Source organism: Pseudomonas sp. KB_12 (assembly GCF_052114545.1).
In the GTDB taxonomy this organism is placed as follows: Bacteria; Pseudomonadota; Gammaproteobacteria; order Pseudomonadales; family Pseudomonadaceae; genus Aquipseudomonas; species Aquipseudomonas brassicacearum.
On sequence record NZ_JBFREY010000007.1, the window covers coordinates 281,207 to 304,249 of the forward strand.

The 23,043-nt window shown below is 61.4% G+C and carries 20 protein-coding genes; 10 read left to right on the plus strand and 10 right to left on the minus strand.

Going from position 1 to position 23,043, the window contains the following annotated elements; genetic code table 11:
- Positions 1 to 14 precede the first annotated feature (14 nt).
- The 4 genes from purB to AB4Z20_RS08035 all read right to left on the minus strand — a co-directional run bounded on the left by purB (position 15) and on the right by AB4Z20_RS08035 (position 3,966).
- Positions 15 to 1,385 (minus strand): adenylosuccinate lyase, encoded by a 1,371-nt coding sequence (purB, locus tag AB4Z20_RS08020; protein WP_320389001.1) that lies wholly within the window; start codon positions 1,383 to 1,385, stop codon positions 15 to 17.
- A gap of 330 nt (positions 1,386 to 1,715) precedes the next feature.
- Positions 1,716 to 2,339, minus strand: a complete 624-nt coding sequence (gene hflD, locus AB4Z20_RS08025) for a high frequency lysogenization protein HflD (RefSeq protein ID WP_442089666.1) — start codon at positions 2,337 to 2,339, stop codon at positions 1,716 to 1,718.
- The gene (mnmA, locus tag AB4Z20_RS08030) at positions 2,336 to 3,460 is read right to left on the minus strand and encodes a tRNA 2-thiouridine(34) synthase MnmA (RefSeq protein ID WP_057450008.1); all 1,125 of its coding nucleotides are present in this window, start codon (positions 3,458 to 3,460) and stop codon (positions 2,336 to 2,338) included. The genes hflD and mnmA overlap by 4 nt, the downstream gene beginning before the upstream one ends.
- Before the next feature lie 59 nt (positions 3,461 to 3,519).
- Entirely contained in the window at positions 3,520 to 3,966 is a 447-nt protein-coding gene (locus AB4Z20_RS08035) for an NUDIX hydrolase (RefSeq protein WP_253476217.1), read from the minus strand.
- 179 nt (positions 3,967 to 4,145) lie between these two features.
- On the opposite strand from AB4Z20_RS08035, the gene AB4Z20_RS08040 reads away from it, so the two are divergent.
- Positions 4,146 to 4,310: a hypothetical protein gene (locus AB4Z20_RS08040; RefSeq protein WP_442089681.1), complete on the plus strand. Its 165-nt coding sequence runs from the start codon at positions 4,146 to 4,148 to the stop codon at positions 4,308 to 4,310.
- A 197-nt stretch (positions 4,311 to 4,507) separates the two neighbouring features.
- Here the strand turns inward: AB4Z20_RS08040 and AB4Z20_RS08045 are convergent, their stop codons facing one another.
- Entirely contained in the window at positions 4,508 to 6,733 is a 2,226-nt protein-coding gene (locus AB4Z20_RS08045; protein WP_442089667.1) for an NADP-dependent isocitrate dehydrogenase, read from the minus strand.
- A 482-nt stretch (positions 6,734 to 7,215) separates the two neighbouring features.
- On the opposite strand from AB4Z20_RS08045, the gene icd reads away from it, so the two are divergent.
- On the plus strand, positions 7,216 to 8,472 hold the full coding sequence (icd, locus tag AB4Z20_RS08050) for an NADP-dependent isocitrate dehydrogenase (RefSeq protein WP_018609234.1): 1,257 nt from the start codon (positions 7,216 to 7,218) through the stop codon (positions 8,470 to 8,472).
- 77 nt (positions 8,473 to 8,549) lie between these two features.
- Here icd and AB4Z20_RS08055 read toward each other — a convergent pair whose 3' ends face one another.
- On the minus strand, positions 8,550 to 8,819 hold the full coding sequence (locus AB4Z20_RS08055) for a cold shock domain-containing protein (protein WP_253476213.1): 270 nt from the start codon (positions 8,817 to 8,819) through the stop codon (positions 8,550 to 8,552).
- 226 nt (positions 8,820 to 9,045) lie between these two features.
- Here AB4Z20_RS08055 and clpS point away from each other — a divergent pair, with 226 nt between their 5' ends.
- On the plus strand, positions 9,046 to 9,408 hold the full coding sequence (gene clpS, locus AB4Z20_RS08060) for an ATP-dependent Clp protease adapter ClpS (protein WP_003180089.1): 363 nt from the start codon (positions 9,046 to 9,048) through the stop codon (positions 9,406 to 9,408).
- A 29-nt stretch (positions 9,409 to 9,437) separates the two neighbouring features.
- Positions 9,438 to 11,708 (plus strand): ATP-dependent Clp protease ATP-binding subunit ClpA, encoded by a 2,271-nt coding sequence (gene clpA / locus AB4Z20_RS08065; protein ID WP_053123178.1) that lies wholly within the window; start codon positions 9,438 to 9,440, stop codon positions 11,706 to 11,708.
- A 458-nt stretch (positions 11,709 to 12,166) separates the two neighbouring features.
- Here clpA and infA read toward each other — a convergent pair whose 3' ends face one another.
- The 4 genes from infA to trxB form a co-directional block, all read right to left on the minus strand.
- Complete coding sequence (gene infA, locus AB4Z20_RS08070; protein ID WP_002553999.1) at positions 12,167 to 12,385, minus strand: translation initiation factor IF-1; 219 nt, start codon at positions 12,383 to 12,385, stop codon at positions 12,167 to 12,169.
- Between the two features lie 123 nt (positions 12,386 to 12,508).
- The gene (locus tag AB4Z20_RS08075) at positions 12,509 to 13,216 is read right to left on the minus strand and encodes an arginyltransferase (RefSeq protein ID WP_014337689.1); all 708 of its coding nucleotides are present in this window, start codon (positions 13,214 to 13,216) and stop codon (positions 12,509 to 12,511) included.
- A gap of 57 nt (positions 13,217 to 13,273) precedes the next feature.
- Positions 13,274 to 13,954 (minus strand): leucyl/phenylalanyl-tRNA--protein transferase, encoded by a 681-nt coding sequence (gene aat, locus AB4Z20_RS08080; RefSeq protein ID WP_253476211.1) that lies wholly within the window; start codon positions 13,952 to 13,954, stop codon positions 13,274 to 13,276.
- A gap of 82 nt (positions 13,955 to 14,036) precedes the next feature.
- On the minus strand, positions 14,037 to 14,996 hold the full coding sequence (trxB, locus tag AB4Z20_RS08085) for a thioredoxin-disulfide reductase (protein WP_442089668.1): 960 nt from the start codon (positions 14,994 to 14,996) through the stop codon (positions 14,037 to 14,039).
- A gap of 308 nt (positions 14,997 to 15,304) precedes the next feature.
- Between trxB and AB4Z20_RS08090 the strand changes: the two genes are divergently transcribed.
- From AB4Z20_RS08090 to cysG, 6 genes are all read left to right on the plus strand, one after another.
- Entirely contained in the window at positions 15,305 to 17,710 is a 2,406-nt protein-coding gene (locus AB4Z20_RS08090; RefSeq protein ID WP_003203332.1) for a DNA translocase FtsK, read from the plus strand.
- Positions 17,711 to 17,767: 57 nt separating this feature from the next.
- Complete coding sequence (gene lolA / locus AB4Z20_RS08095) at positions 17,768 to 18,391, plus strand: outer membrane lipoprotein chaperone LolA (RefSeq protein WP_123341670.1); 624 nt, start codon at positions 17,768 to 17,770, stop codon at positions 18,389 to 18,391.
- A gap of 199 nt (positions 18,392 to 18,590) precedes the next feature.
- Positions 18,591 to 19,916: a replication-associated recombination protein A gene (locus AB4Z20_RS08100; protein ID WP_442089669.1), complete on the plus strand. Its 1,326-nt coding sequence runs from the start codon at positions 18,591 to 18,593 to the stop codon at positions 19,914 to 19,916.
- Complete coding sequence (gene crcB, locus AB4Z20_RS08105) at positions 19,913 to 20,287, plus strand: fluoride efflux transporter CrcB (RefSeq protein WP_013693703.1); 375 nt, start codon at positions 19,913 to 19,915, stop codon at positions 20,285 to 20,287. The genes AB4Z20_RS08100 and crcB overlap by 4 nt, the downstream gene beginning before the upstream one ends.
- A gap of 15 nt (positions 20,288 to 20,302) precedes the next feature.
- Positions 20,303 to 21,583, plus strand: coding sequence for a serine--tRNA ligase (serS, locus tag AB4Z20_RS08110; RefSeq protein WP_134924964.1), 1,281 nt, complete (start codon positions 20,303 to 20,305; stop codon positions 21,581 to 21,583).
- The gene (gene cysG / locus AB4Z20_RS08115) at positions 21,584 to 22,978 is read left to right on the plus strand and encodes a siroheme synthase CysG (RefSeq protein ID WP_063320496.1); all 1,395 of its coding nucleotides are present in this window, start codon (positions 21,584 to 21,586) and stop codon (positions 22,976 to 22,978) included.
- Positions 22,979 to 23,043 lie beyond the last annotated feature (65 nt).

The window sequence follows — 23,043 nt, forward strand, 5'->3', positions numbered from 1 at the left end:
GGTAAAGCCGTGGATCAGATGCGCTTGGCTTGTGCCGCTGCGTTGCCGATGTAGCTGGCTGGCGTGAGCTTTTTCAGCTCGGTGCGGGCCGCGGCAGGCATGTCCAGGCCATCGATGAAAGTCTGCAACGCTTCAGGGCTGATGCCCTTGCCACGGGTCAGCTCTTTCAGCTTTTCATACGGGTTTTCGATGTTGTAGCGACGCATCACGGTCTGGATCGGCTCGGCCAGGACTTCCCAGCAGGCGTCCAGGTCGGCGGCGATCTTCTGCTCGTTCAGTTCCAGCTTGCTGATGCCCTTGAGGCTGGCTTCGTAGGCAATGACGCTGTGGGCAAAACCCACGCCCAGGTTGCGCAGCACGGTGGAGTCGGTCAGGTCGCGCTGCCAGCGGGAGATCGGCAGTTTGCTCGCCAGGTGCTGGAACAGTGCGTTGGCGATGCCCAGGTTGCCTTCGGAGTTTTCGAAGTCGATCGGGTTGACCTTGTGCGGCATGGTCGAGGAGCCGATTTCGCCAGCGATGGTGCGCTGCTTGAAGTAACCCAGGGAAATGTAGCCCCAGATGTCACGGTCGAAGTCGATCAGGATGGTGTTGAAGCGCGCGATCGCATCGAACAGCTCGGCGATGTAGTCATGCGGTTCGATCTGGGTGGTGTAGGGGTTGAAGCTCAGGCCCAGCTCGTCTTCGATGAAGGCGCGGGCGTTGGCTTCCCAGTCGATGTCCGGGTAGGCCGACAGGTGGGCGTTGTAGTTGCCCACGGCGCCGTTGATCTTGCCCAGCAGCGGCACGGCGGCCACCTGGGCGATCTGGCGCTCCAGGCGGTAGACCACGTTCGCCAGCTCCTTGCCCAGGGTGGTCGGCGAAGCCGGTTGGCCGTGGGTGCGCGACAGCATCGGCACGTCGGCGAAGCGGATCGCCAGCTCGCGGATGGCCTGGGCGGTCTGGCGCATCAGGGGCAGCATTACCTCATCACGGCCTTCGCGCAGCATCAGGGCGTGGGACAGGTTGTTGATGTCCTCGCTGGTGCAGGCAAAGTGGATGAACTCGCTGACATTGGCCAGCTCCGGCAGCTTGGCCGCCTGCTCCTTGAGCAGGTATTCGATGGCCTTGACGTCGTGGTTGGTGGTGCGCTCGATCTCTTTGACGCGCTCGGCGTGCTCCAGCGCGAAGTTGTCCGCCAGGGTGTTGAGGACCGCGTTGGCTTCGGCGGAGAACGCCGGGACTTCAGGGATGGCAGGGTGGGCGGCCAGGCGCTGGAGCCAGCGCACTTCAACCAGGACGCGAGCACGGATCAGGCCGTACTCGCTGAAAATCGGGCGCAGGGCCTGGGTTTTGCCGGCGTAGCGGCCGTCAACAGGGGAAACCGCAGTGAGCGAAGAGAGCTGCATGGGGTGTTCTCGGACAGTCGGGCAACGAAATGGGGCGCGTATCATACATGAAAACAATCGCCGGTCCGTCGCCAACTGACCGGCGTGTTACGCGTAACGAGATAAAACTTTTAATACCTGTGGCGAGGGAGCTTGCTCCCGCTGGGCCTGTAGGAGCTGTGTAGGAGCTGTCGAGTGCAACGAGGCTGCGATCTTTCCCCAGACGCTTGAATCTCAAGTGAAAGATCAAAAGATCAAAAGATCAAAAGATCGCAGCCTCGCTTCGCTCGACAGCTCCTACAGGCCCAGTGGGGGTAAGCTCCCTTGCTACAAAAAAACGGTCGAGGCGACTTATTCGTTGCGCATCAACGGGTAAAGCTCTTTAAGCAATTTGCGCCGGCTGATCACCAGTTGCCAGCGATGGCCGCCCAACTGCCGCCACAGCCGTGCCGAACGAATCCCGGCCAGCAACAGGGCGCGGATCTTCGAGGCATTGCTCGGTTGCTGCAGGTTGCGCATGTCGCCATGCACCTGGATGCGCTGGCGCAAGGTGCTCAGGGTGTCCTGGTACAGCGCGCCGCAAGCCGCGACGACGTTTTCGTGGGACGGGCCGAAGTGCTCGACCTGGGACTGGATCTGCGGCAAGCGTTTGCCGATGGTCTCCAGCAGGTCGTCGCGCTTGGCCAGCTGGCGCTCAAGGCCCAGCATCGACAGGGCGTAGCGCAGCGGTTCGCGTTGCAGGGCGCTGGGATCGCGCTCCAGGGCGCCGATCAGCGCACGATAGCCTTCGCGCAGGTTCAAGTCGTCGCCGCCGTAGACTTCCAGGGTGTACTTGGGGTCGCGAACCAGCAGGCTGCCGAGCATGCAGGCCACGCCCGCTTCGGTGGCCTGGCCGGTCTTGGCGATCCTGTCCACCAGCACGGCGGCGAGAAATACGCCGCCCAATGCCGTCAGTTGTTCCTGGATGGGGCTCATGCCTTGCTGCTCCAGGGTTCTGCGACTTCGATCACGCCGCCGCCCAGGCATATTTCGCCGTCATAGAACACCACGGACTGGCCGGGCGTGACCGCCCGCTGCGGGTCATCGAAGGTGGCACGGTAGCCCGTGGCGGTTTTTTCCAGGGTGCAGGGCTGGTCGCTCTGGCGGTAGCGAACCTTGGCCGTCAGGCGGCGTGGTTCGCTGAGGTCGATCGGGTTGACCCAATAGATGTCGGAGGCGAGCAGGGCGCGGGAAAACAACCATGGGTGGTCGTTGCCCTGGCCGACGATCAGCTCGTTGTGCTCCAGGTCCTTGACCAGCACGTACCACGGCTCTTCCCCGGCGTCTTTCAGGCCGCCGATGCCCAGGCCCTGGCGCTGGCCGATGGTGTGGTACATCAGGCCATGGTGACGGCCGATGACTTCGCCTTCGGTCGTCTTGATCTCGCCCGGTTGGGCCGGCAGGTATTGCTTGAGGAAGTCGCTGAAACGGCGCTCACCGATAAAGCAGATCCCGGTGGAGTCTTTTTTCTTGGCGGTGGCGAGCTGGTGTTTCTCGGCGATCGCGCGCACTTCGGGCTTTTCCAGTTCGCCTACCGGGAACAGGGTCTTGGCGATCTGCTCGCCGCCGACGGCGTGCAGGAAGTAGCTCTGGTCCTTGTTCGGGTCCAGGCCCTTGAGCAGTTCGGTGCGGCCGTCGATGTCGCGGCGGCGCACGTAGTGACCGGTGGCGATCAGGTCGGCGCCGAGCATCATGGCGTAGTCGAGGAACGCCTTGAACTTGATTTCGCGGTTGCAGAGGATGTCCGGGTTCGGCGTGCGGCCGGCCTTGTATTCGGCCAGGAAGTGCTCGAACACGTTGTCCCAGTACTCGGCGGCGAAGTTGGCGGTGTGCAGCTTGATGCCGATCTTGTCGCACACGGCCTGGGCGTCCGCCAGGTCGTCCATGGCGGTGCAGTATTCGGTGCCGTCGTCTTCTTCCCAGTTCTTCATGAACAGGCCTTCCACCTCATAACCCTGCTCGATCAGCAGAAGGGCGGAAACGGAGGAGTCCACGCCGCCGGACATGCCGACAATGACGCGCTTCTTGGATGTGTCAGAAGGAGCTGGATCACGCATAGGAGTTCAATGAGTGTCTTGAAAAAGGACGCGATTCTATCAGGCCCGGGCGCACAAGGCTAAAGAGAAGGACGGATCAGCGTCAGACTGTGGCAGTGGCCGGCCAGATAATCGTCGATGCAGCGGATGATCAGCTCGCTGCGCCAGTGCTCGCGCTGTTCTAGCAGTTCGTCGCGGGTCAGCCATTTGGCGCCGAGGATGCCGTCGTCCAGTTGATACTCGGGGTGGTGTTTCAGGGCCTTGGCGGCGAAACAGACGCGCTGGTAGGTCACGCCGTTGCTCGGGGCGGTGTAGAGGTAGATGCCGGTGACGCTGGTGGGTTCGACGTCCCAGCCGGTTTCTTCGAGGGTTTCGCGTACGGCGGCTTCGATCAGGGTTTCGTTGGGGTCCAGGTGGCCGGCGGGTTGGTTGAGTACTGCGCGTCCGGCCTTGGATTCTTCCACCATCAGGAAGCGGCCGTTGTCTTCGACGATGGTGGCGACGGTGATGTGGGGGTGCCAGTTCATAAGGTTCCTTTATTGCTCAGATTGGGGGGGGGGATCGAGTACATATCCGTTTTTGCAGTAACGGCCGCTTAGGGTTCCGCCCTGACGGCGGGTCACTTTTGAGAAGCCCGGGAGCCGGCCCAGTCAAAAGTAAGCAAAACGCTTTTGCCCCACCACTCGGTGCCTCGCTTAGGCTCGGCATGCCCTCACTCCGGCATTGCTCCGTGGGCCGCCGCGAAGGGCCATCCATGGCCCAGCGCGGCTACCTCAGCATCCATGCCGAGGTGCCCACTGCGCAATGCCTGCGTTCGGCCATCGTGGTTAACGGGGCGCCCCAGATCAAGATCAAGAGCGAGGCGGCCTAACGGCCGGCCTATCTCTCCGGCCGTACCCCGATCTTATTGTGGGAGCGAGCTTGCTCGCGATAGCGGTGTGTCAGTCAATATTTGAATTGAATGATTAATTGCTATCGCGAGCAAGCTCGCTCCCACAGGGGTGGGGGCTAAATGCCAGAAACACAAACCCCGGCACAAGGCCGGGGTTCGTGGTACTGCCTACAACCTTACACCAGCGCAGCAATCGCCGCGTTGAAGGTGTTGCTCGGGCGCATGGCCTTGCTGGTCAGCTCCGGGTTGGCGAAGTAGTAACCGCCGATGTCCATGGGCTTGCCTTGCACGGCATTGAGTTCGGCAACGATTTTTTCTTCGTTGTCGGTCAATGTCTTGGCCAGGGAAGCGAACTGAGCCTTGAGGGCTGCGTCGTCGTCTTGAGCGGCCAGTGCCTGGGCCCAGAACAGGGTCAGGTAGAAGTGGCTGCCGCGGTTGTCGATGCCGCCGACCTTGCGCGAAGGCGACTTGTTGCGGTCCAGGAACTCACCGGTAGCCTGGTCCAGGGTCTTGGCCAGCACCAGGGCTTTCGGGTTGTTGTAGGTCACGCCCAGGTGCTCGAGGGACGCGGCCAGGGCCAGGAACTCGCCCAGGGAATCCCAGCGCAGGAAGTTTTCTTCCAGCAACTGCTGCACGTGTTTGGGGGCCGAGCCGCCAGCGCCGGTTTCGAACAGGCCACCGCCGTTCATCAGCGGCACGATCGACAGCATCTTGGCGCTGGTGCCCAGCTCCATGATCGGGAACAGGTCGGTCAGGTAGTCGCGCAGTACGTTGCCGGTCACCGAGATGGTGTCCTTGCCTTCGCGGGTGCGGGCCAGGGTGAACTTCATCGCGTCGACCGGCGACATGATGCGGATGTCCAGGCCGGCAGTGTCGTAGTCCTTCAGGTAGGTCTGGACTTTCTCGATCACGACGCCGTCATGGGCGCGCATCGGGTCCAGCCAGAAGATCGCCGGGGTGCTGCTGGCGCGGGCGCGGTTGACGGCCAGTTTGACCCAGTCCTGGATCGGTGCGTCCTTGGTCTGGCACATGCGGAAGATGTCGCCAGCTTCGACGCTCTGCTCCAACAGGGTGCGGCCGTTGCTGTCCGAAACACGGACCACGCCGTCGACCTTGATCTGGAAGGTCTTGTCGTGGGAACCGTACTCTTCGGCTTTCTTGGCCATCAGGCCAACGTTCGGCACGCTGCCCATGGTGGTTGGGTCAAAGGCGCCGTGTTGCTTGCAGTCTTCGATCACCGCCTGGTAGATGGTGGCGTAGCAGCGATCCGGGATCACGGCCTTGGTGTCGTGCAGTTGGCCGTCGGTGCCCCACATCTTGCCGGAGTCACGGATCATGGCTGGCATCGAGGCGTCGACGATGACGTCGCTCGGCACGTGCAGGTTGGTGATGCCTTTGTCGGAGTTGACCATCGCCAGGGATGGGCGCGCTGCGTAGACCGCCTGGATGTCGGCTTCGATCTGCGCCTGCTGCTCGGCCGGCAGGGCCTTGATGCGGGCGTACAGGTCGCCGATGCCGTTGTTCAGGTTGAAGCCGATCTGCTCCAGCACTTGTGCGTGCTTGGCCAGGGCGTCTTTATAGAACTCGGCAACGATCTGGCCGAACATGATCGGGTCGGAGACCTTCATCATGGTGGCCTTGAGGTGAACCGACAGCAGGACGCCTTTTTGCTTGGCGTCTTCGATTTCAGCGGCGATGAAGTCGCGCAGGGCGTTTTTGCTCATCACGGCGCAGTCGAGGATCTCACCGGCTTGTACGGTGGTTTTTTCCTTCAGGACAGTGGCAGTGCCGTCCTGGGCGATCAGCTCGATTTTCACGCTGCCGGCGGCGTCGATCAGGGCGGCTTTTTCGCTGCCGTAGAAATCGCCGGTGCTCATGTGGGCCACGTGGGACTTGGAGTCGGCTGCCCAGGCGCCCATTTTGTGCGGGTGCTTGCGGGCGTAGTTCTTGACCGACAGCGGCGCGCGACGATCAGAGTTGCCTTCGCGCAGGACCGGGTTCACGGCGCTGCCCTTGATCTTGTCGTAGCGGGCGCGGGCGTCTTTCTCGGCGTCGCTGGCCACGGTTTCCGGGTAGTCCGGCAGTGCGTGGCCCTGGGCCTGCAATTCCTTGATCGCGGCCTGCAGTTGCGGTACCGAGGCGCTGATGTTCGGCAGCTTGATGATGTTGGCTTCAGGCGTAACGGCCAGGTCGCCCAGTTCGGCGAGGTGGTCGGCTACGGCTTTGTCACCCAGTTGCTCGGGGAAGCTGGCCAGGATGCGCCCTGCGAGGGAGATATCGCGGGTTTCCACGGCGATATCGGCCGAAGCGGTAAAGGCTTCGACGATCGGCAGCAGCGAATAGGTGGCGAGGGCGGGCGCTTCGTCGGTGAAGGTATAGATGATCTTCGAGCGGGTGGGCATATTCGGATTAACTCTCTTCTTTGCTAAAGCATGCGCAGAAACTCGAGGGGCGCCGGGTAAGCGCGTTCGTTCAAAGTCATCCGTGAACCGAATGTCGAGGTTTCTTCGCGGTGATGTTGGGTGCGTCAGTCGAGCGTCAAGCGGTTGGGCCGCGGTAACGGTCCGGCTTCTAAACTGGCGGAAAGTCCTGTGATAGAGCGCTCAACCAGTGTGACCCTGTGGTCAGCGGCGGCATTATACATAGGTAGCTGGCAATCTGCCGATGGTTCATGGACTTCCGTACACGTCCATTGGTCTAAACGTCGCAGTACCCAAGGAGCGGGCTATGCTCATGTTTGGCGCTTTTCCCTTGGCTTTCAGGGTTGTACACCGCGAACTGCAACGCTTTACCCCGGATGAGCCTAACGTAGGGTTTGCGCGCCGATTCAAGTGGGGTACGCTCGAACGCAGCCAGATGTTCAATCCAAGCAATGGAGTTCAGCATGGGGTATCAAAAGATTCAGGTTCCAGCCGTCGGTGACAAAATCACCGTCAATGCAGACCATTCTCTTAATGTTCCCGACAACCCGATCATCCCCTTCATCGAAGGCGACGGCATTGGCGTCGATATCAGTCCGGTCATGATCAAGGTTGTGGACGCTGCGGTTCAGAAGGCCTATGGCGGCAAGCGCAAGATTTCCTGGATGGAGGTCTATGCTGGTGAGAAAGCGACTCAAGTCTACGATCAGGACACCTGGCTGCCCCAGGAAACCCTGGACGCGGTCAAGGATTACGTGGTTTCCATCAAGGGCCCACTGACCACGCCGGTGGGCGGTGGTATCCGTTCGCTGAACGTGGCCCTGCGCCAGCAGCTCGACCTGTACGTGTGCCTGCGTCCGGTGCGCTGGTTCGAAGGCGTGCCAAGCCCGGTCAAGAAGCCTGGCGACGTAGACATGACGATCTTCCGCGAGAACTCCGAGGACATCTACGCTGGCATCGAGTGGAAGGCCGGTTCGGCCGAAGCCACCAAGGTCATCAAGTTCCTGAAAGAAGAAATGGGCGTGACCAAGATCCGTTTCGACGAGGATTGCGGCATCGGCGTCAAGCCGGTTTCCAAGCAGGGCACCCAGCGCCTGGCTCGCAAGGCTTTGCAATATGTGGTCGACAACGACCGCGATTCGCTGACCATCGTGCATAAAGGCAACATCATGAAGTTCACCGAAGGTGCCTTCAAGGAATGGGCCTACGAAGTGGCAGCCGAGGAGTTCGGCGCGACCCTGCTCGACGGCGGGCCGTGGATGCAGTTCAAGAACCCGAAGACTGGCAAGAATGTCGTCGTCAAGGACGCCATCGCCGATGCGATGCTGCAGCAGATCCTGCTGCGTCCGGCTGAATATGACGTGATCGCCACCCTGAACCTGAACGGTGACTACCTGTCCGACGCCCTGGCGGCGGAAGTGGGCGGTATCGGTATTGCGCCGGGCGCCAACCTGTCCGACACCGTGGCAATGTTCGAAGCCACCCACGGTACCGCGCCCAAGTATGCCGGCAAGGACCAGGTCAACCCGGGCTCGCTGATCCTGTCGGCGGAAATGATGCTGCGTCACATGGGTTGGACCGAGGCGGCCGACCTGATCATCAAAGGCACCAACGGCGCGATTTCGGCCAAGACCGTGACCTATGACTTCGAACGTCTGATGGAGGGCGCCAAGCTGGTGTCGTCCTCGGGCTTCGGCGATGCCCTGATCTCGCACATGTAAGCGGATCGGCGCTCAGCGCGAATGCCCGGCTCGAGTGATCGAGCCGGGCATTTTCATTTGTCCGGTGCGGCGGCCGGTCAATGAGTCTCGGTGACCCTGACATTGACAGGGGTGGGCACATCTTCGACGGTGACAAGCCTGATGTTGACCGCGTGCAGGCCCTTGGGTCCCTGGATGACGTCGAACGTCACAGGCTGTCCGGCCTTCAGGGTTTTATAGCCTTCCATGTTGATGGCCGAGTAATGGGCGAAAAGGTCTTCATCATCCCTGCCGGCCGCGATAATGAAACCGTAGCCCTTGGCATTGTTGAACCATTTCACCTTGCCATTCATCTTGACTACCGACATAACCCATTTCCCTCTGCAACGCACTCCATCACTGGAGTATCATCCAGTCCATCCGCAGGCTAATCTTGAAGTAAGGATAGATTCCACGGACCTTTTTAACCCACGATGGGCTCTATTGGTTGTAACACCGTTTTGCCGATAGTCAAGGTGGCCGGGTGGTCGTGGTTGAAATCGTCCACAAGCGCCCCCATCACTGTATTCGCCAACTAAACGAACCTTTCTTTCCATGCATGCAGTCAGCCAGATTCGACTAACATTCAATCAGGATCGCCCGGATCTACACGACGACGATTCCGCAGGCATTGCTGTTCAGGAGGCAAAGCCTGCATTACAGGCGCCACCGATGTACAAGGTGGTTTTGTTCAACGATGACTACACACCGATGGATTTCGTCGTCGAAGTGCTCGAGGTGTTTTTTAACCTGAATCGCGAGCTGGCGACCAAGGTCATGCTGGCCGTCCATACAGAGGGACGGGCAGTATGTGGAGTGTTTACCCGCGACATCGCCGAGACGAAGGCCATGCAGGTCAACCAGTACGCCCGGGAAAGCCAGCATCCGCTACTCTGTGAAATCGAGAAGGACGGTTAACGCCGACCACTTGGGTATGAGGTGAAGCTATGTTAAACCGCGAGCTCGAAGTCACCCTCAATCTTGCCTTCAAGGAGGCTCGTTCGAAGCGTCATGAATTCATGACCGTCGAACACCTGCTGCTGGCCCTATTGGATAACGAGGCTGCCGCCACCGTTTTGCGTGCCTGCGGCGCGAACCTCGATAAACTCAAGCATGATCTGCAGGAGTTCATCGACTCCACCACGCCACTGATCCCCGTTCATGACGAGGATCGCGAAACCCAGCCAACCCTGGGGTTCCAGCGTGTCCTGCAGCGTGCTGTCTTCCATGTACAGAGCTCGGGCAAGCGTGAAGTCACCGGCGCCAACGTGCTGGTTGCCATCTTCAGCGAGCAGGAAAGCCAGGCGGTGTTCCTGCTCAAGCAGCAGAGCGTTGCGCGTATCGATGTCGTCAACTACATCGCACATGGCATCTCCAAGGTGCCGGGGCATGGCGATCATTCCGAGGGTGAGCAGGATATGCAGGACGACGAGGGCGGTGAGTCTTCTTCTTCAGGCAACCCATTGGATGCCTATGCCAGCAACCTGAACGAACTGGCGCGCCAGGGGCGCATTGACCCGCTGGTCGGGCGCGAAGCGGAAGTCGAGCGTGTTGCCCAGATCCTGGCTCGGCGTCGCAAGAACAACCCATTGCTGGTGGGCGAGGCGGGCGTGGGCAAGACCGCAATCGCCGAAGGCCTGGCCAAGCGCATCGTCGACAACCAGGTGCCGGACCTGCTGGCCAACAGCGTGGTGTATTCCCTCGACCTGGGTGCCTTGCTGGCCGGTACCAAGTACCGCGGCGATTTCGAGAAGCGCTTCAAGGCGTTGCTCGGCGAGTTGAAAAAACGTCCGCAAGCGATCCTGTTCATCGACGAAATCCACACCATTATTGGTGCCGGGGCGGCGTCGGGCGGGGTCATGGATGCGTCGAACCTGCTCAAGCCATTGCTGTCGTCGGGTGATATCCGTTGCATCGGCTCGACCACGTTCCAGGAGTTCCGCGGGATCTTCGAGAAAGACCGTGCCCTGGCCCGGCGTTTCCAGAAGGTCGATGTGTCGGAGCCTTCGGTGGAGGACACCATTGGTATCCTGCGCGGCCTGAAAGGGCGTTTCGAGCTGCACCACAACATCGAGTACAGCGATGAAGCCCTGCGCGCGGCGGCTGAGCTGGCCTCGCGCTACATCAACGACCGGCACATGCCGGACAAGGCCATCGACGTCATCGACGAGGCGGGTGCCTACCAGCGCCTGCAACCGCTGGAGAAACGCGTCAAGCGCATCGAAGTGCCTCAGGTCGAGGACATCGTGGCGAAAATCGCGCGTATTCCGCCTAAACACGTCACCAGTTCCGACAAGGAGTTGCTGCGTAACCTGGAGCGTGACCTGAAGCTGACCGTGTTCGGCCAGGATGCGGCCATCGACTCGCTGTCGACCGCCATCAAGCTGTCCCGTGCCGGTCTCAAGTCGCCGGACAAGCCTGTGGGTTCGTTCCTGTTCGCCGGTCCTACCGGTGTCGGCAAGACCGAGGCCGCGCGGCAACTGGCCAAGGCAATGGGTATCGAGCTGGTTCGCTTCGACATGTCCGAGTACATGGAGCGCCACACCGTATCGCGTCTGATCGGTGCGCCTCCAGGCTATGTCGGTTTCGACCAGGGCGGCTTGTTGACCGAAGCCATCACCAAGCAACCGCACTGCGTATTGCTGCTCGACGAGATCGAGAAGGCGCACCCGGAAGTCTTCAACCTGCTCCTGCAGGTCATGGACCACGGTACGCTGACCGATAACAACGGGCGCAAGGCGGACTTCCGCAACGTGATCGTCATCATGACCACGAACGCCGGTGCCGAAACCGCAGCTCGCGCTTCGATCGGTTTCACCCATCAGGACCACTCGTCCGATGCGATGGAAGTGATCAAGAAGAGCTTCACGCCTGAATTCCGCAACCGCCTGGATACCATTATCCAGTTTGGTCGCCTCAGCCATGAAGTCATCAAGAGCGTGGTGGACAAGTTCCTTACCGAACTTCAGGCGCAGCTCGAAGACAAGCGTGTATTGCTGGAAGTCACCGATGCGGCCCGCAGTTGGCTGGCAGAAGGTGGTTACGATGTGACGATGGGCGCGCGGCCTATGGCTCGCTTGATCCAGGACAAGATCAAGCGTCCGCTGGCCGAGGAAATCCTCTTTGGCGAACTGGCCGAGCATGGCGGTGTGGTGCACATCGACATCAAGGACGGCGAACTGACCTTCGACTTCGAAACCACGGCCGAAATGGCCTGACCATTAGTCGCAACAAAGCAAAAGGCGCCGAAAGGCGCCTTTTTGCTATCCAGCCCCACACCACCCCCCTACAGTTTGTCTGGGGCAAGGCACAAGATGAGTTTCACCGCCAATCTCTGTGGGAGCCGAGCTTGCTCGCGATGGCGGCGGCACATTCGGCATCGATGCAAGCTGACCCTCCGCTATCGCGAGCAAGCTCGCTCCCACAGTTTGTCTTGGGCAAGACACAAGATTGAGCAGCGCCGCCAATCCCTGTGGGAGCCGAGCTTGCTCGCGATGGCGGCGGCACATTCGGCATCGATGCGCGCTGACCCACCGCTATCGCGAGCAGGCTCGCTCCCACAGTTTGTCTTGAGCAAGGCACAAGATTGAGTCTCACTGCCAATTCCCTGTGGGAGCAAGCTTGGCTCCCACAAACAAAAACGCCCGGCATCAGCCGGGCGTTTTGTATTGACTTGTTAGCGAGCGCGGTAAGTGATGCGCCCTTTGCTCAAGTCATAGGGCGTCAGCTCGACGCGCACTTTGTCACCGGTAAGAATACGAATGTAGTTCTTGCGCATCTTGCCGGAGATATGCGCGGTTACGACGTGCCCATTTTCCAACTCCACACGAAACATGGTGTTGGGCAGGGTGTCGACGACAGTGCCTTCCATTTCGAAGCTGTCTTCTTTCGACATGCAGTAAAGCCCTCGGTATCCAGTGAATGGCCCGGTGCAACTGCGCCAGGCAAAAGCGGCGTGCATTGTGCCCGAAAAAGGGGGTTCAAGCCAAGGGGTTCTAGCTTTATAAGCCGAAGGGGTCTAACTCAGGACAACCCACCGCTGGTTAATCAGCAGTTCAATGGGGCGATATTGGGTCTTGTAGTTCATTTTCTTGCAGTTCTTGATCCAGTAGCCCAGGTACACCGCTTCCAGTCCCAGGCGCCGGGCTTCGTTGATTTGCCAGAGAATGGCAAACCGTCCCAGGCTGCGCCGTTCTTCGTCCGGCTCGTAGAAGGTGTACACCGCCGAAAGCCCATTGGGCAGCAGGTCCGTGACGGCGATGGCGACCAGGCGCCCGTCCAGTCGGAACTCGTAGAAGCGGGAAAACGGCAGGTCACGCACCAGGAAGGTCGAGAACTGATCCCGACTGGGCGGGTACATGTCGCCATCGGCATGGCGTTGTTCGATGTAGCGCTGATACAGGTCGAAATATTCTTCGGTGAACTGCGGCTTGGCCGGGCGGACCTGAAGGTCGGCGTTGCGCTTGAAAATGCGTTTCTGCTGACGATTGGGCAAAAATTGCGCCACAGGGATGCGCGCCGGGACACAGGCGTTGCAATGCTGGCAATGGGGCCGGTAGAGGTGGTCACCGCTACGACGAAAGCCCATTTCCGACAGGTCTGCGTAGACATGCACATCCATGGGCTGGCTAGGGTCGAGGAACAGCGTCGTGGCCTGCTCCTCCGGCAGGTAACTGCAAGAGTGGGGCTGAGTGGCATAGAACTTCAAGCGCGCCAACTCGGTCATGATCAACCCTCGGATAAGCTTTTAAATTTAAGTGTAAGCCACGCACGCGAATGTCGCTCAGCAAACCCAGGTTGCGTGGCTGGGTTGATCCAGGTGGGCCTTGAGATAGCCAGCAAACTCAGCTCGTGGAATCGAGCGGGCGCCCAGGCTGTGCAGATGCTCGGTGGGCATCTGGCAGTCGATCAGCACGAAACCGGCGGCCTTAAGGTGTTGGACCAGCCTCGCGAAGCCGAATTTCGACGCATTGTCGGCCCGGCTGAACATGGACTCGCCAAAAAACAGCTGCCCCATGGCCAAGCCATACAGGCCGCCCACCAACGCCCCTTGGTCCCACACTTCCACCGAATGGGCGAAACCGCGTCGGTGCAGTTCCAGATAAGCGGTTTGCATGGCGTCGGTGATCCAGGTGCCCTCGGCATAGTCCCGCGGCGCGGCGCAGGCCTGGATGACCGCCGCAAAATCCCGATCGAACGTCACTTCATAACGCTGCTTGCGCAGCAGTTTGCCCAGGCTGCGGGATATGTGCAGTTCGTCGGGAAACAGCACCGTGCGCGGGTCCGGCGACCACCAGAGGATCGGTTGCCCCTCGGAAAACCATGGGAAGCAACCGTGGCGATAGGCCTGGATCAGCCTGTCGGCGGATAGATCGCCACCGGCGGCCAATAACCCGTTGGGATCGCGCATGGCTTTTGCCAATGGCGGGAACTCGAAGGTGTTGCGTTGTAACCAGGTCAGCATTGTTGTCCGGCTTAAGTAGAAGGGGAGGGCGGCAGGTGGCGGGCTTCGCCCATCAGCGAGCGCCCGCCTGGAAGGTTAACCGTCAAACGGCAGGGATGTCATCGAGATACTTCTCTGCGTCGAGTGCGGCCATGCAGCCGGCGCCGGCGGAGGTAATTGCCTGGCGATAGACGTGGTCGGCCACATCGCCAGCGGCGAACACACCTTCGATATCGGTCGCGGTGGCATTGCCCTCGCTGCCGCCGCGCACGATCAGGTAGCCGTCGCGCATCTTCAACTGGCCCTGGAACAGCTCGGTATTGGGTTTATGGCCGATGGCAATGAACACGCCGGCCAGGGACAAGGTGCTGGTTTCGCCGGTCTCGCTGTGGCGCAGGCGCGCGCCAGTCACGCCGCTGGCGTCGCCCAGGACTTCATCCAGGTTCTGGTTCCAATGCAGCTTGATATTGCCGCTGGCGGCCTTTTCGAAGAGTTTGTCCTGCAGGATCTTCTCTGAACGCAGCTTGTCGCGACGGTGGATCAGGTGTACTTCCCTGGCGATGTTCGACAGGTACAGGGCTTCCTCGACCGCGGTATTGCCGCCGCCGACCACGGCCACCACCTGGTTGCGATAGAAAAAGCCATCGCAGGTCGCACACGCGGAAACCCCTTTGCCGGCGAAGCTTTCTTCCGAAGGCAGGCCCAGATATTGCGCCGAGGCACCGGTGGCAATGATCAGTGCGTCGCAGGTGTAGGTGCCGCTGTCGCCGATCAATTCGAATGGGCGCTGTTGCAACTCGGCGGTGTGGACATGGTCGTAGACGATCTGCGTGTCGAAGCGCTCGGCGTGCCGTTGCATGCGTTCCATCAGTACCGGGCCCGTCAGGCCTTCGACGTCGCCGGGCCAGTTATCGACTTCCACCGTGGTGGTGAGCTGGCCACCGGCCTGCAGGCCGGTAATGACTACGGGTTTGAGGTTGGCGCGGGCAGCATAGACGGCCGCGCTGTACCCCGCAGGGCCGGAACCGAGAATGATCAGGCGTGAATGCTTCACTTCGCTCATAAAAAACACCTCATAAGCCTTTGTCACAAAAGAGAATGCATGGTCCAATTGGCGCGTGTACACCCTGTATCCGGCTATGCTGTCAGGCAATGCCTTGGCGCGGACAAACCCGTACAATGCTTGAGTTTTGAACGCAGGATGGGCTAAAGATCAAAATCTTCGGCAACACCTGCGGTTTTCTGGATGCACCCCACAGTGGTAAAAGTAGTACCGGTTGTGCACATTCACTTTTTTACCTGCTCGTCATGGGCAGTTTTTTATAGTCATTCAACAGATGGACGCGCCGTTGGCGCAGGAAAAGAAGCGTTTTGAAGAAATCCACCGCAGCACCCAAACCAGTCGTTCCGCTCTGGCGCCAGCAATTGCACTACCGGCTCAAGGAAGGTGCGTTGATCGCCATCGGCGCCCTGTGCCTGTTCCTGATGATGGCCCTGCTGACCTACGGCAAGGATGATCCGGGCTGGAGCCATAACAGCAAGATCGACGACGTGCAGAATTTCGGCGGTCCGGCCGGTTCCTACAGCGCCGACATCCTGTTCATGGTGCTGGGCTATTTCGCCTACATCTTCCCGCTGCTGCTGGCGATCAAGGCCTACCAGATCTTTCGTCAGCGCCACGAGCCGTGGCAGTGGAGCGGCTGGCTGTTCTCCTGGCGGCTGATCGGCCTGGTGTTCCTGGTGCTGTCGGGGGCCGCGTTGGCCCATATCCATTTCCACGCGCCCACCGGCTTGCCGGCCGGGGCGGGCGGGGCGCTGGGGGAAAGCCTCGGCGACCTGGCCAGGAACGCCCTGAACATCCAGGGCAGCACGCTGCTGTTCATCGCCCTGTTCCTGTTCGGCCTGACGGTGTTCACCGACCTGTCGTGGTTCAAGGTCATGGACGTCACCGGCAAGATCACCCTCGACCTGATCGAACTGATCCAGGGCGCCATGAACCGCTGGTGGGCGGCGCGCACCGAGCGCAAGCAACTGGTGGCGCAACTGCGTGAAGTCGACGACCGCGTCCACGACGTGGTAGCCCCGACGACGCCGGACAAACGCGAGCAGGCCAAGGTCAAGGAGCGCCTGATCGAGCGTGAGCAGGCGCTGAGCAAGCACATGTCCGATCGCGAGAAACAGGTGCCGCCGGTCATCACCATGGCCCCGGCCAAGCCGCCCGAGCAAAGCAAGCGCGTCCAGAAAGAGAAACAGGCGCCGCTGTTCGTCGACAGCGCGGTGGAAGGCACCTTGCCGCCGATCTCGATCCTGGACCCGGCCGAGAAGAAACAGCTCAACTATTCCCCCGAATCCCTGGCGGCCGTCGGCCATTTGCTGGAGATCAAGCTCAAGGAGTTCGGGGTCGAGGTCTCGGTAGACTCGATCCACCCGGGCCCGGTCATCACCCGCTACGAAATCCAGCCGGCCGCTGGCGTGAAGGTCAGTCGCATCTCCAACCTCGCGAAGGACTTGGCGCGTTCCCTGGCCGTGACCAGCGTGCGGGTGGTAGAAGTGATTCCCGGCAAGACCACCGTGGGCATCGAGATTCCCAACGAAGACCGGCAGATCGTGCGCTTTTCCGAAGTGCTGTCGACGCCTGAGTACGACAACCACAAGTCGCCGGTCACCCTGGCCCTGGGCCACGACATCGGCGGCAAGCCGGTCATCACTGACCTGGCGAAAATGCCCCACCTGCTGGTGGCCGGTACCACCGGCTCCGGTAAGTCGGTGGGTGTGAACGCGATGATCCTGTCGATTCTGTTCAAGTCAGGTCCCGAAGACGCCAAGCTGATCATGATCGACCCGAAAATGCTCGAGCTGTCGATCTACGAGGGCATCCCGCACCTGCTGTGCCCGGTGGTCACCGACATGAAGGACGCCGCCAATGCCTTGCGCTGGAGCGTCGCCGAGATGGAGCGCCGCTACAAGCTGATGGCGAAGATGGGCGTGCGCAACCTGTCGGGCTTCAACGCCAAGGTCAAGGAAGCCGAAGAGGCCGGTACGCCGTTGAGCGACCCGCTGTATCACCGCGAAAATATCCACGACGAGGCGCCGCTGCTGCACAAGCTGCCGACCATCGTGGTGGTGGTGGACGAATTCGCCGACATGATGATGATCGTCGGCAAGAAGGTCGAAGAGCTGATCGCCCGTATTGCCCAGAAGGCTCGTGCGGCCGGTATCCACCTGATCCTCGCCACACAGCGGCCGTCGGTGGACGTGATCACTGGCCTGATCAAGGCCAACATCCCGACCCGCATGGCGTTCCAGGTGTCGAGCAAGATCGACTCGCGGACCATCATCGACCAGGGTGGCGCCGAGCAACTGCTCGGTCACGGTGACATGCTCTACATGCCGCCGGGCACCAGCCTGCCGATTCGTGTGCATGGCGCGTTCGTCTCCGACGACGAAGTGCACCGCGTGGTGGAGGCCTGGAAACTGCGTGGCGCTCCTGAATACAACGACGACATCCTCAACGGTGTCGAAGAAGCTGGCAGCGGTTTCGAGGGTAGCAGTGGCGGCGGTGACGACGATGCTGAAACCGATGCGCTCTACGACGAAGCGGTGCAGTTCGTCCTGGAGAGCCGCCGGGCCTCGATTTCTGCCGTTCAGCGCAAGCTGAAGATTGGCTACAACCGCGCCGCCCGCATGATCGAAGCCATGGAAATGGCCGGGGTGGTGACGGCCATGAACACCAACGGCTCGCGCGAAGTACTGGCGCCGGGCCCGATGCGCGACTAACGACCCGGGCGGCCTGCTGACACGCCGCTCGACCCCCACGACTTCATGAGGACTCCCATGCGCCTGATTCGCATGTTGCTGTTGCCCGTACTGGCCCTGACCACCTTGTCGGCCCACGCCGACGAAAAGGACGTGGCCCGCCTGACCCAGTTGCTGGAGCGCTCCCAGACCCTGACCGCACGCTTCTCCCAGCTGACCCTCGACGGCAGCGGCACCCAGTTGCAGGAAACTGCCGGCGACATGGCCCTGCAGCGCCCGGGCCTGTTCTACTGGCATACCGATGCGCCAGCTGAACAGTTGATGGTCTCCGATGGCAAGAAAGTCTCCCTGTGGGACCCGGACCTGGAGCAGGTCACCATCAAGACCCTCGACCAGCGCCTGACCCAGACCCCGGCGCTGCTGCTCTCGGGTGACATCTCCAAGATCAGCCAGAGCTTCGACATCAGCGCCAAGGAAGCCGGTGGCGTGATTGACTTCACCCTCAAGCCCAAGACCAAGGACAGCCTGTTCGACAGCCTGCGCCTGTCGTTCCGTAACGGCCTGGTCAACGACATGCAACTGATCGACAGTGTCGGCCAGCGCACCAATATCCTGTTCACCGGGGTCAAGGCCAACGAGCCGATCGCCGCGTCCAAGTTCAAGTTCGACATCCCCAAGGGTGCGGACGTGATCCAGGAATAAACCCAAGACTCCTGTGGGAAATGGCCTGTAGGAATGGTCTGTGGGAGCAAGGCTTGCCCGCGATACAGGCACCTCGGTGTATCTGGTAGACCGAGGCGATGCAATCGCGGGCAAGCCTTGCTCCCACAGGTCTGCTCCCATAGATCTGCTTCTGCAGAGAGAATCGGCAACAGGACCCAGCGGAGGTTTTGTAGTAATCATGGACCTGTTTCGAAGTGCCCCGATTGCCCAGCCCTTGGCCGCCCGCCTGCGTGCGACCAACCTGGATGAGTACGTCGGCCAGGAGCATGTGCTCGCCCGCGGCAAGCCTCTGCGCGAGGCCTTGGAGCAGGGTGCGTTGCACTCGATGATCTTCTGGGGGCCGCCGGGCGTGGGCAAGACCACCCTGGCGCGACTGCTGGCGGAAGTCTCGGATGCCCACTTCGAAACGGTGTCGGCGGTGCTGGCCGGGGTCAAGGAGATCCGCCAGGCGGTGGAAGTGGCCAAGCAGCAGGCCGGGCAATACGGCAAGCGCACGATCCTGTTCGTCGACGAAGTCCACCGTTTCAACAAGTCCCAGCAGGACGCGTTCCTGCCGTACGTCGAAGACGGCACGCTGATTTTCATCGGCGCGACCACCGAAAACCCTTCGTTCGAACTCAACAACGCCTTGCTGTCGCGGGCGCGGGTCTATGTGCTCAAGAGCCTCGACGAGGCCGCGATGCGCAAGCTGGTGCATCGCGCGCTGACCGAGGAGCGCGGCCTGGGCAAGCGGCAGTTGAGCCTCGGCGATGAAGGCTTCCAGATCCTGTTTTCAGCCGCCGATGGCGATGGCCGACGCTTGCTCAATCTGTTGGAAAACGCCTCGGACCTGGCCGAAGACGACAGCGAGATTGGCGTCGAGCTGCTGCAAAGCCTGCTGGGCGATACCCGGCGGCGCTTCGACAAGGGCGGCGAGGCGTTCTACGATCAGATTTCGGCGCTGCACAAATCCATCCGCGGTTCCAATCCTGACGCGGCCTTGTACTGGTTTGCGCGCATGATCGACGGCGGCTGCGATCCGCTGTACCTGGCGCGGCGCGTGGTGCGCATGGCCAGCGAAGACATCGGCAATGCCGACCCGCGGGCCCTGAGCCTGTGCCTGGCAGCCTGGGATGTACAGGAGCGCCTCGGCAGCCCGGAAGGTGAACTCGCCGTAGCCCAGGCGATCACCTACCTGGCCTGCGCGCCGAAAAGCAACGCCGTGTACATGGGCTTCAAGGCGGCGATGCGCAGCGCTACCGAGCATGGCTCCCTTGAAGTGCCGCTGCACCTGCGCAACGCGCCGACCAAACTCATGAAGCAGCTGGGTTACGGCGAAGAATACCGTTACGCCCACGATGAGCCGGACGCCTATGCCGCCGGCGAAGACTATTTTCCCGATGAACTCGAACCCCAGCGCTTCTATCAGCCGGTGCCCCGGGGCCTGGAGCTGAAGATCGGCGAGAAGCTCAACCACTTGGCGCAACTGGACCGCTTGAGTCCACGGCAGCGGAGAAAACCTTGATCCCCTTGATTCTTGCTGTTTCTGCCGGTGGCGTTGCGGGTACGTTGGTGCGCTTCGCGACCGGCAATTGGATCAACGCAAATTGGCCGCGGCACTTCTATACCGCGACGCTGGCCGTTAATATCGTGGGCTGTCTGCTGATCGGTGTTCTATACGGTCTGTTTTTGATGCGCCCGGAAGTGCCTATCGAGGTGCGTGCGGGCCTGATCGTCGGCTTTCTTGGCGGCCTGACGACCTTTTCATCCTTTTCACTGGATACGGTGCGCTTGCTGGAAAGCGGGCAAGTGCCGCTGGCCCTGGGCTATGCGGCCATCAGCGTATTCGGCGGGCTGCTCGCCACCTGGGCTGGCCTGTCCTTGACCAAACTTTGATAACGAGAGACCGACATGCTCGATTCCAAACTGTTACGTAGCAACCTTCAGGACGTAGCGGACCGCCTGGCTTCCCGTGGCTTTGCCCTGGACGTCGCGCGCATCGAAGCGCTGGAAGAACAGCGCAAGACCGTCCAGACCCGCACCGAAGCCCTGCAGGCTGAACGTAACGCGCGCTCCAAATCCATCGGTCAGGCCAAGCAGCGCGGCGAAGACATCGCGCCGCTGATGGCCGATGTCGAGCGCATGGCGGGCGAGTTGAGCGCCGGCAAGGTCGAGCTGGACGCGATCCAGACCGAGCTGGATTCGATCCTGCTGGGCATCCCGAACCTGCCTCACGAATCGGTGCCGGTCGGTGAAGACGAAGAGGGCAACGTCGAAGTGCGCCGTTGGGGCACGCCGAAAGCCTTCGATTTCCCGGTGCAGGACCACGTGGCCCTGGGCGAGAAATTCGGCTGGCTGGACTTCGAAACCGCCGCCAAGCTGTCGGGCGCGCGTTTTGCCTTGCTGCGCGGGCCGATTGCCCGTCTGCACCGGGCCCTGGCGCAGTTCATGATCAACCTGCACGTCACCGAGCACGGCTACGAAGAAGCCTACACGCCGTACCTGGTCCAGGCCCCGGCGCTGCAAGGCACCGGCCAGTTGCCGAAGTTCGAGGAAGACCTGTTCAAGATCAGCCGCGACGGCGAGGCCGACCTGTACCTGATCCCGACTGCCGAAGTGTCGCTGACCAACATCGTGGCCGGCGAAATCGTCGACGCCAAGCAACTGCCGATCAAGTTCGTTGCCCACACGCCGTGCTTCCGCAGTGAAGCCGGGGCGTCGGGCCGTGACACCCGTGGCATGATCCGCCAGCACCAGTTCGACAAGGTCGAGATGGTGCAGATCGTCGAGCCTTCGAAGTCCATGGAAGCGCTGGAAAGCCTGACCGCCAACGCCGAGAAGGTCCTGCAACTGCTGGAGCTGCCGTATCGCACCCTGGCGCTGTGCACCGGTGACATGGGCTTCAGTGCGGTCAAGACCTACGACCTGGAAGTCTGGATCCCGAGCCAGGACAAGTACCGCGAGATTTCTTCGTGCTCCAACTGCGGCGACTTCCAGGCCCGCCGCATGCAGGCGCGTTTCCGCAACCCGGAAACCGGCAAGCCGGAACTGGTCCACACCCTCAATGGCTCCGGCCTGGCGGTGGGGCGTACCCTGGTGGCGGTGCTGGAAAACTACCAGCAGGCTGACGGTTCTATCCGTGTGCCTGAAGTGTTGAAGCCCTACATGGGCGGCATCGAGGTCATCGGCTGAATGGACTATTTGCCACTGTTCCACAACCTGCGCGGCAGCCGCGTGCTGGTGGTCGGCGGCGGGGAGATTGCCTTGCGCAAGTCCCGCCTGCTGGCGGATGCCGGCGCGTTGCTGCGGGTGGTCGCACCCGACATCGAACCGCAGCTGCGGGAACTGGTCAGTGGCAGCGGCGGTGAATGCATCCTGCGTGGTTACGTCGAAGCGGACCTGGACGGCTGCGGCCTGATCATCGCCGCTACCGACGACGAACCGCTCAATGCCCAGGTCTCGGCCGATGCTCATAAGCGTTGTGTGCCGGTCAACGTGGTGGACGCGCCGGCGTTGTGCAGCGTGATCTTCCCGGCGATTGTCGACCGTTCACCCTTGGTGATCGCGGTGTCCAGCGGCGGCGACGCGCCGGTGCTGGCGCGGCTGATCCGGGCCAAGCTGGAAACCTGGATTCCGTCGACCTACGGGCAGTTGGCTGGGCTGGCGGCGCGTTTTCGCAGCCAGGTCAAAGGCTTGTTTCCCGATGTGCAGCAACGACGGGCGTTCTGGGAAGAAGTGTTCCAGGGCCCTATCGCCGACCGGCAACTGGCCGGGCAGGGCGCTGAAGCCGAGCGTCTGCTGCGGGAAAAGATCGATGGCCAGGCGCCGAACGCGCCGGGCGAAGTTTATCTGGTGGGCGCCGGGCCGGGCGATCCGGACCTGTTGACCTTCCGCGCCTTGCGCTTGATGCAGCAGGCAGACGTGGTGCTGTACGACCGCCTGGTGGCGCCGGCGATCCTGGAACTGTGCCGGCGCGACGCCGAGCGCATCTACGTCGGCAAGCGCCGCTCCGAACACGCCGTGCCCCAGGACCAGATCAACCAGCAATTGGTGGACCTGGCCCGCCAGGGCAAGCGCGTGGTGCGGTTGAAGGGCGGCGATCCATTCATCTTCGGCCGTGGCGGCGAGGAGATCGAAGAACTGGCGGCCCATGGCATCCCGTTCCAGGTCGTCCCGGGCATCACCGCGGCCAGTGGTTGCGCGGCCTACGCCGGGATCCCGCTGACCCATCGCGACTACGCCCAATCGGTGCGTTTCATCACCGGCCATCTCAAGGACGGCACCAGCGACTTGCCATGGGCCGACCTGGTGTCGCCGGCGCAGACGCTGGTGTTCTACATGGGCTTGGTCGGCCTGCCGATGATCTGCAGCGAGCTGATCAAGCATGGCCGTGCGGCGGATACGCCAGCGGCGTTGATCCAGCAGGGCACGACGTCCAACCAACGGGTCTTCACCGGCACTTTGGCGGACTTGCCACGGCTGGTGGCTGAGCACGAGGTGCATGCGCCGACCCTGGTGATTGTTGGGGAAGTGGTGCAACTGCGCGAGAAGCTGGCGTGGTTTGAAGGGGCGCAGGGGCAGGTCTGAAGACCGCGTTGGCCCCAATCGCGAGCAAGCTCGCTCCCACATTGGACCGTGTTTGAATACAGTCC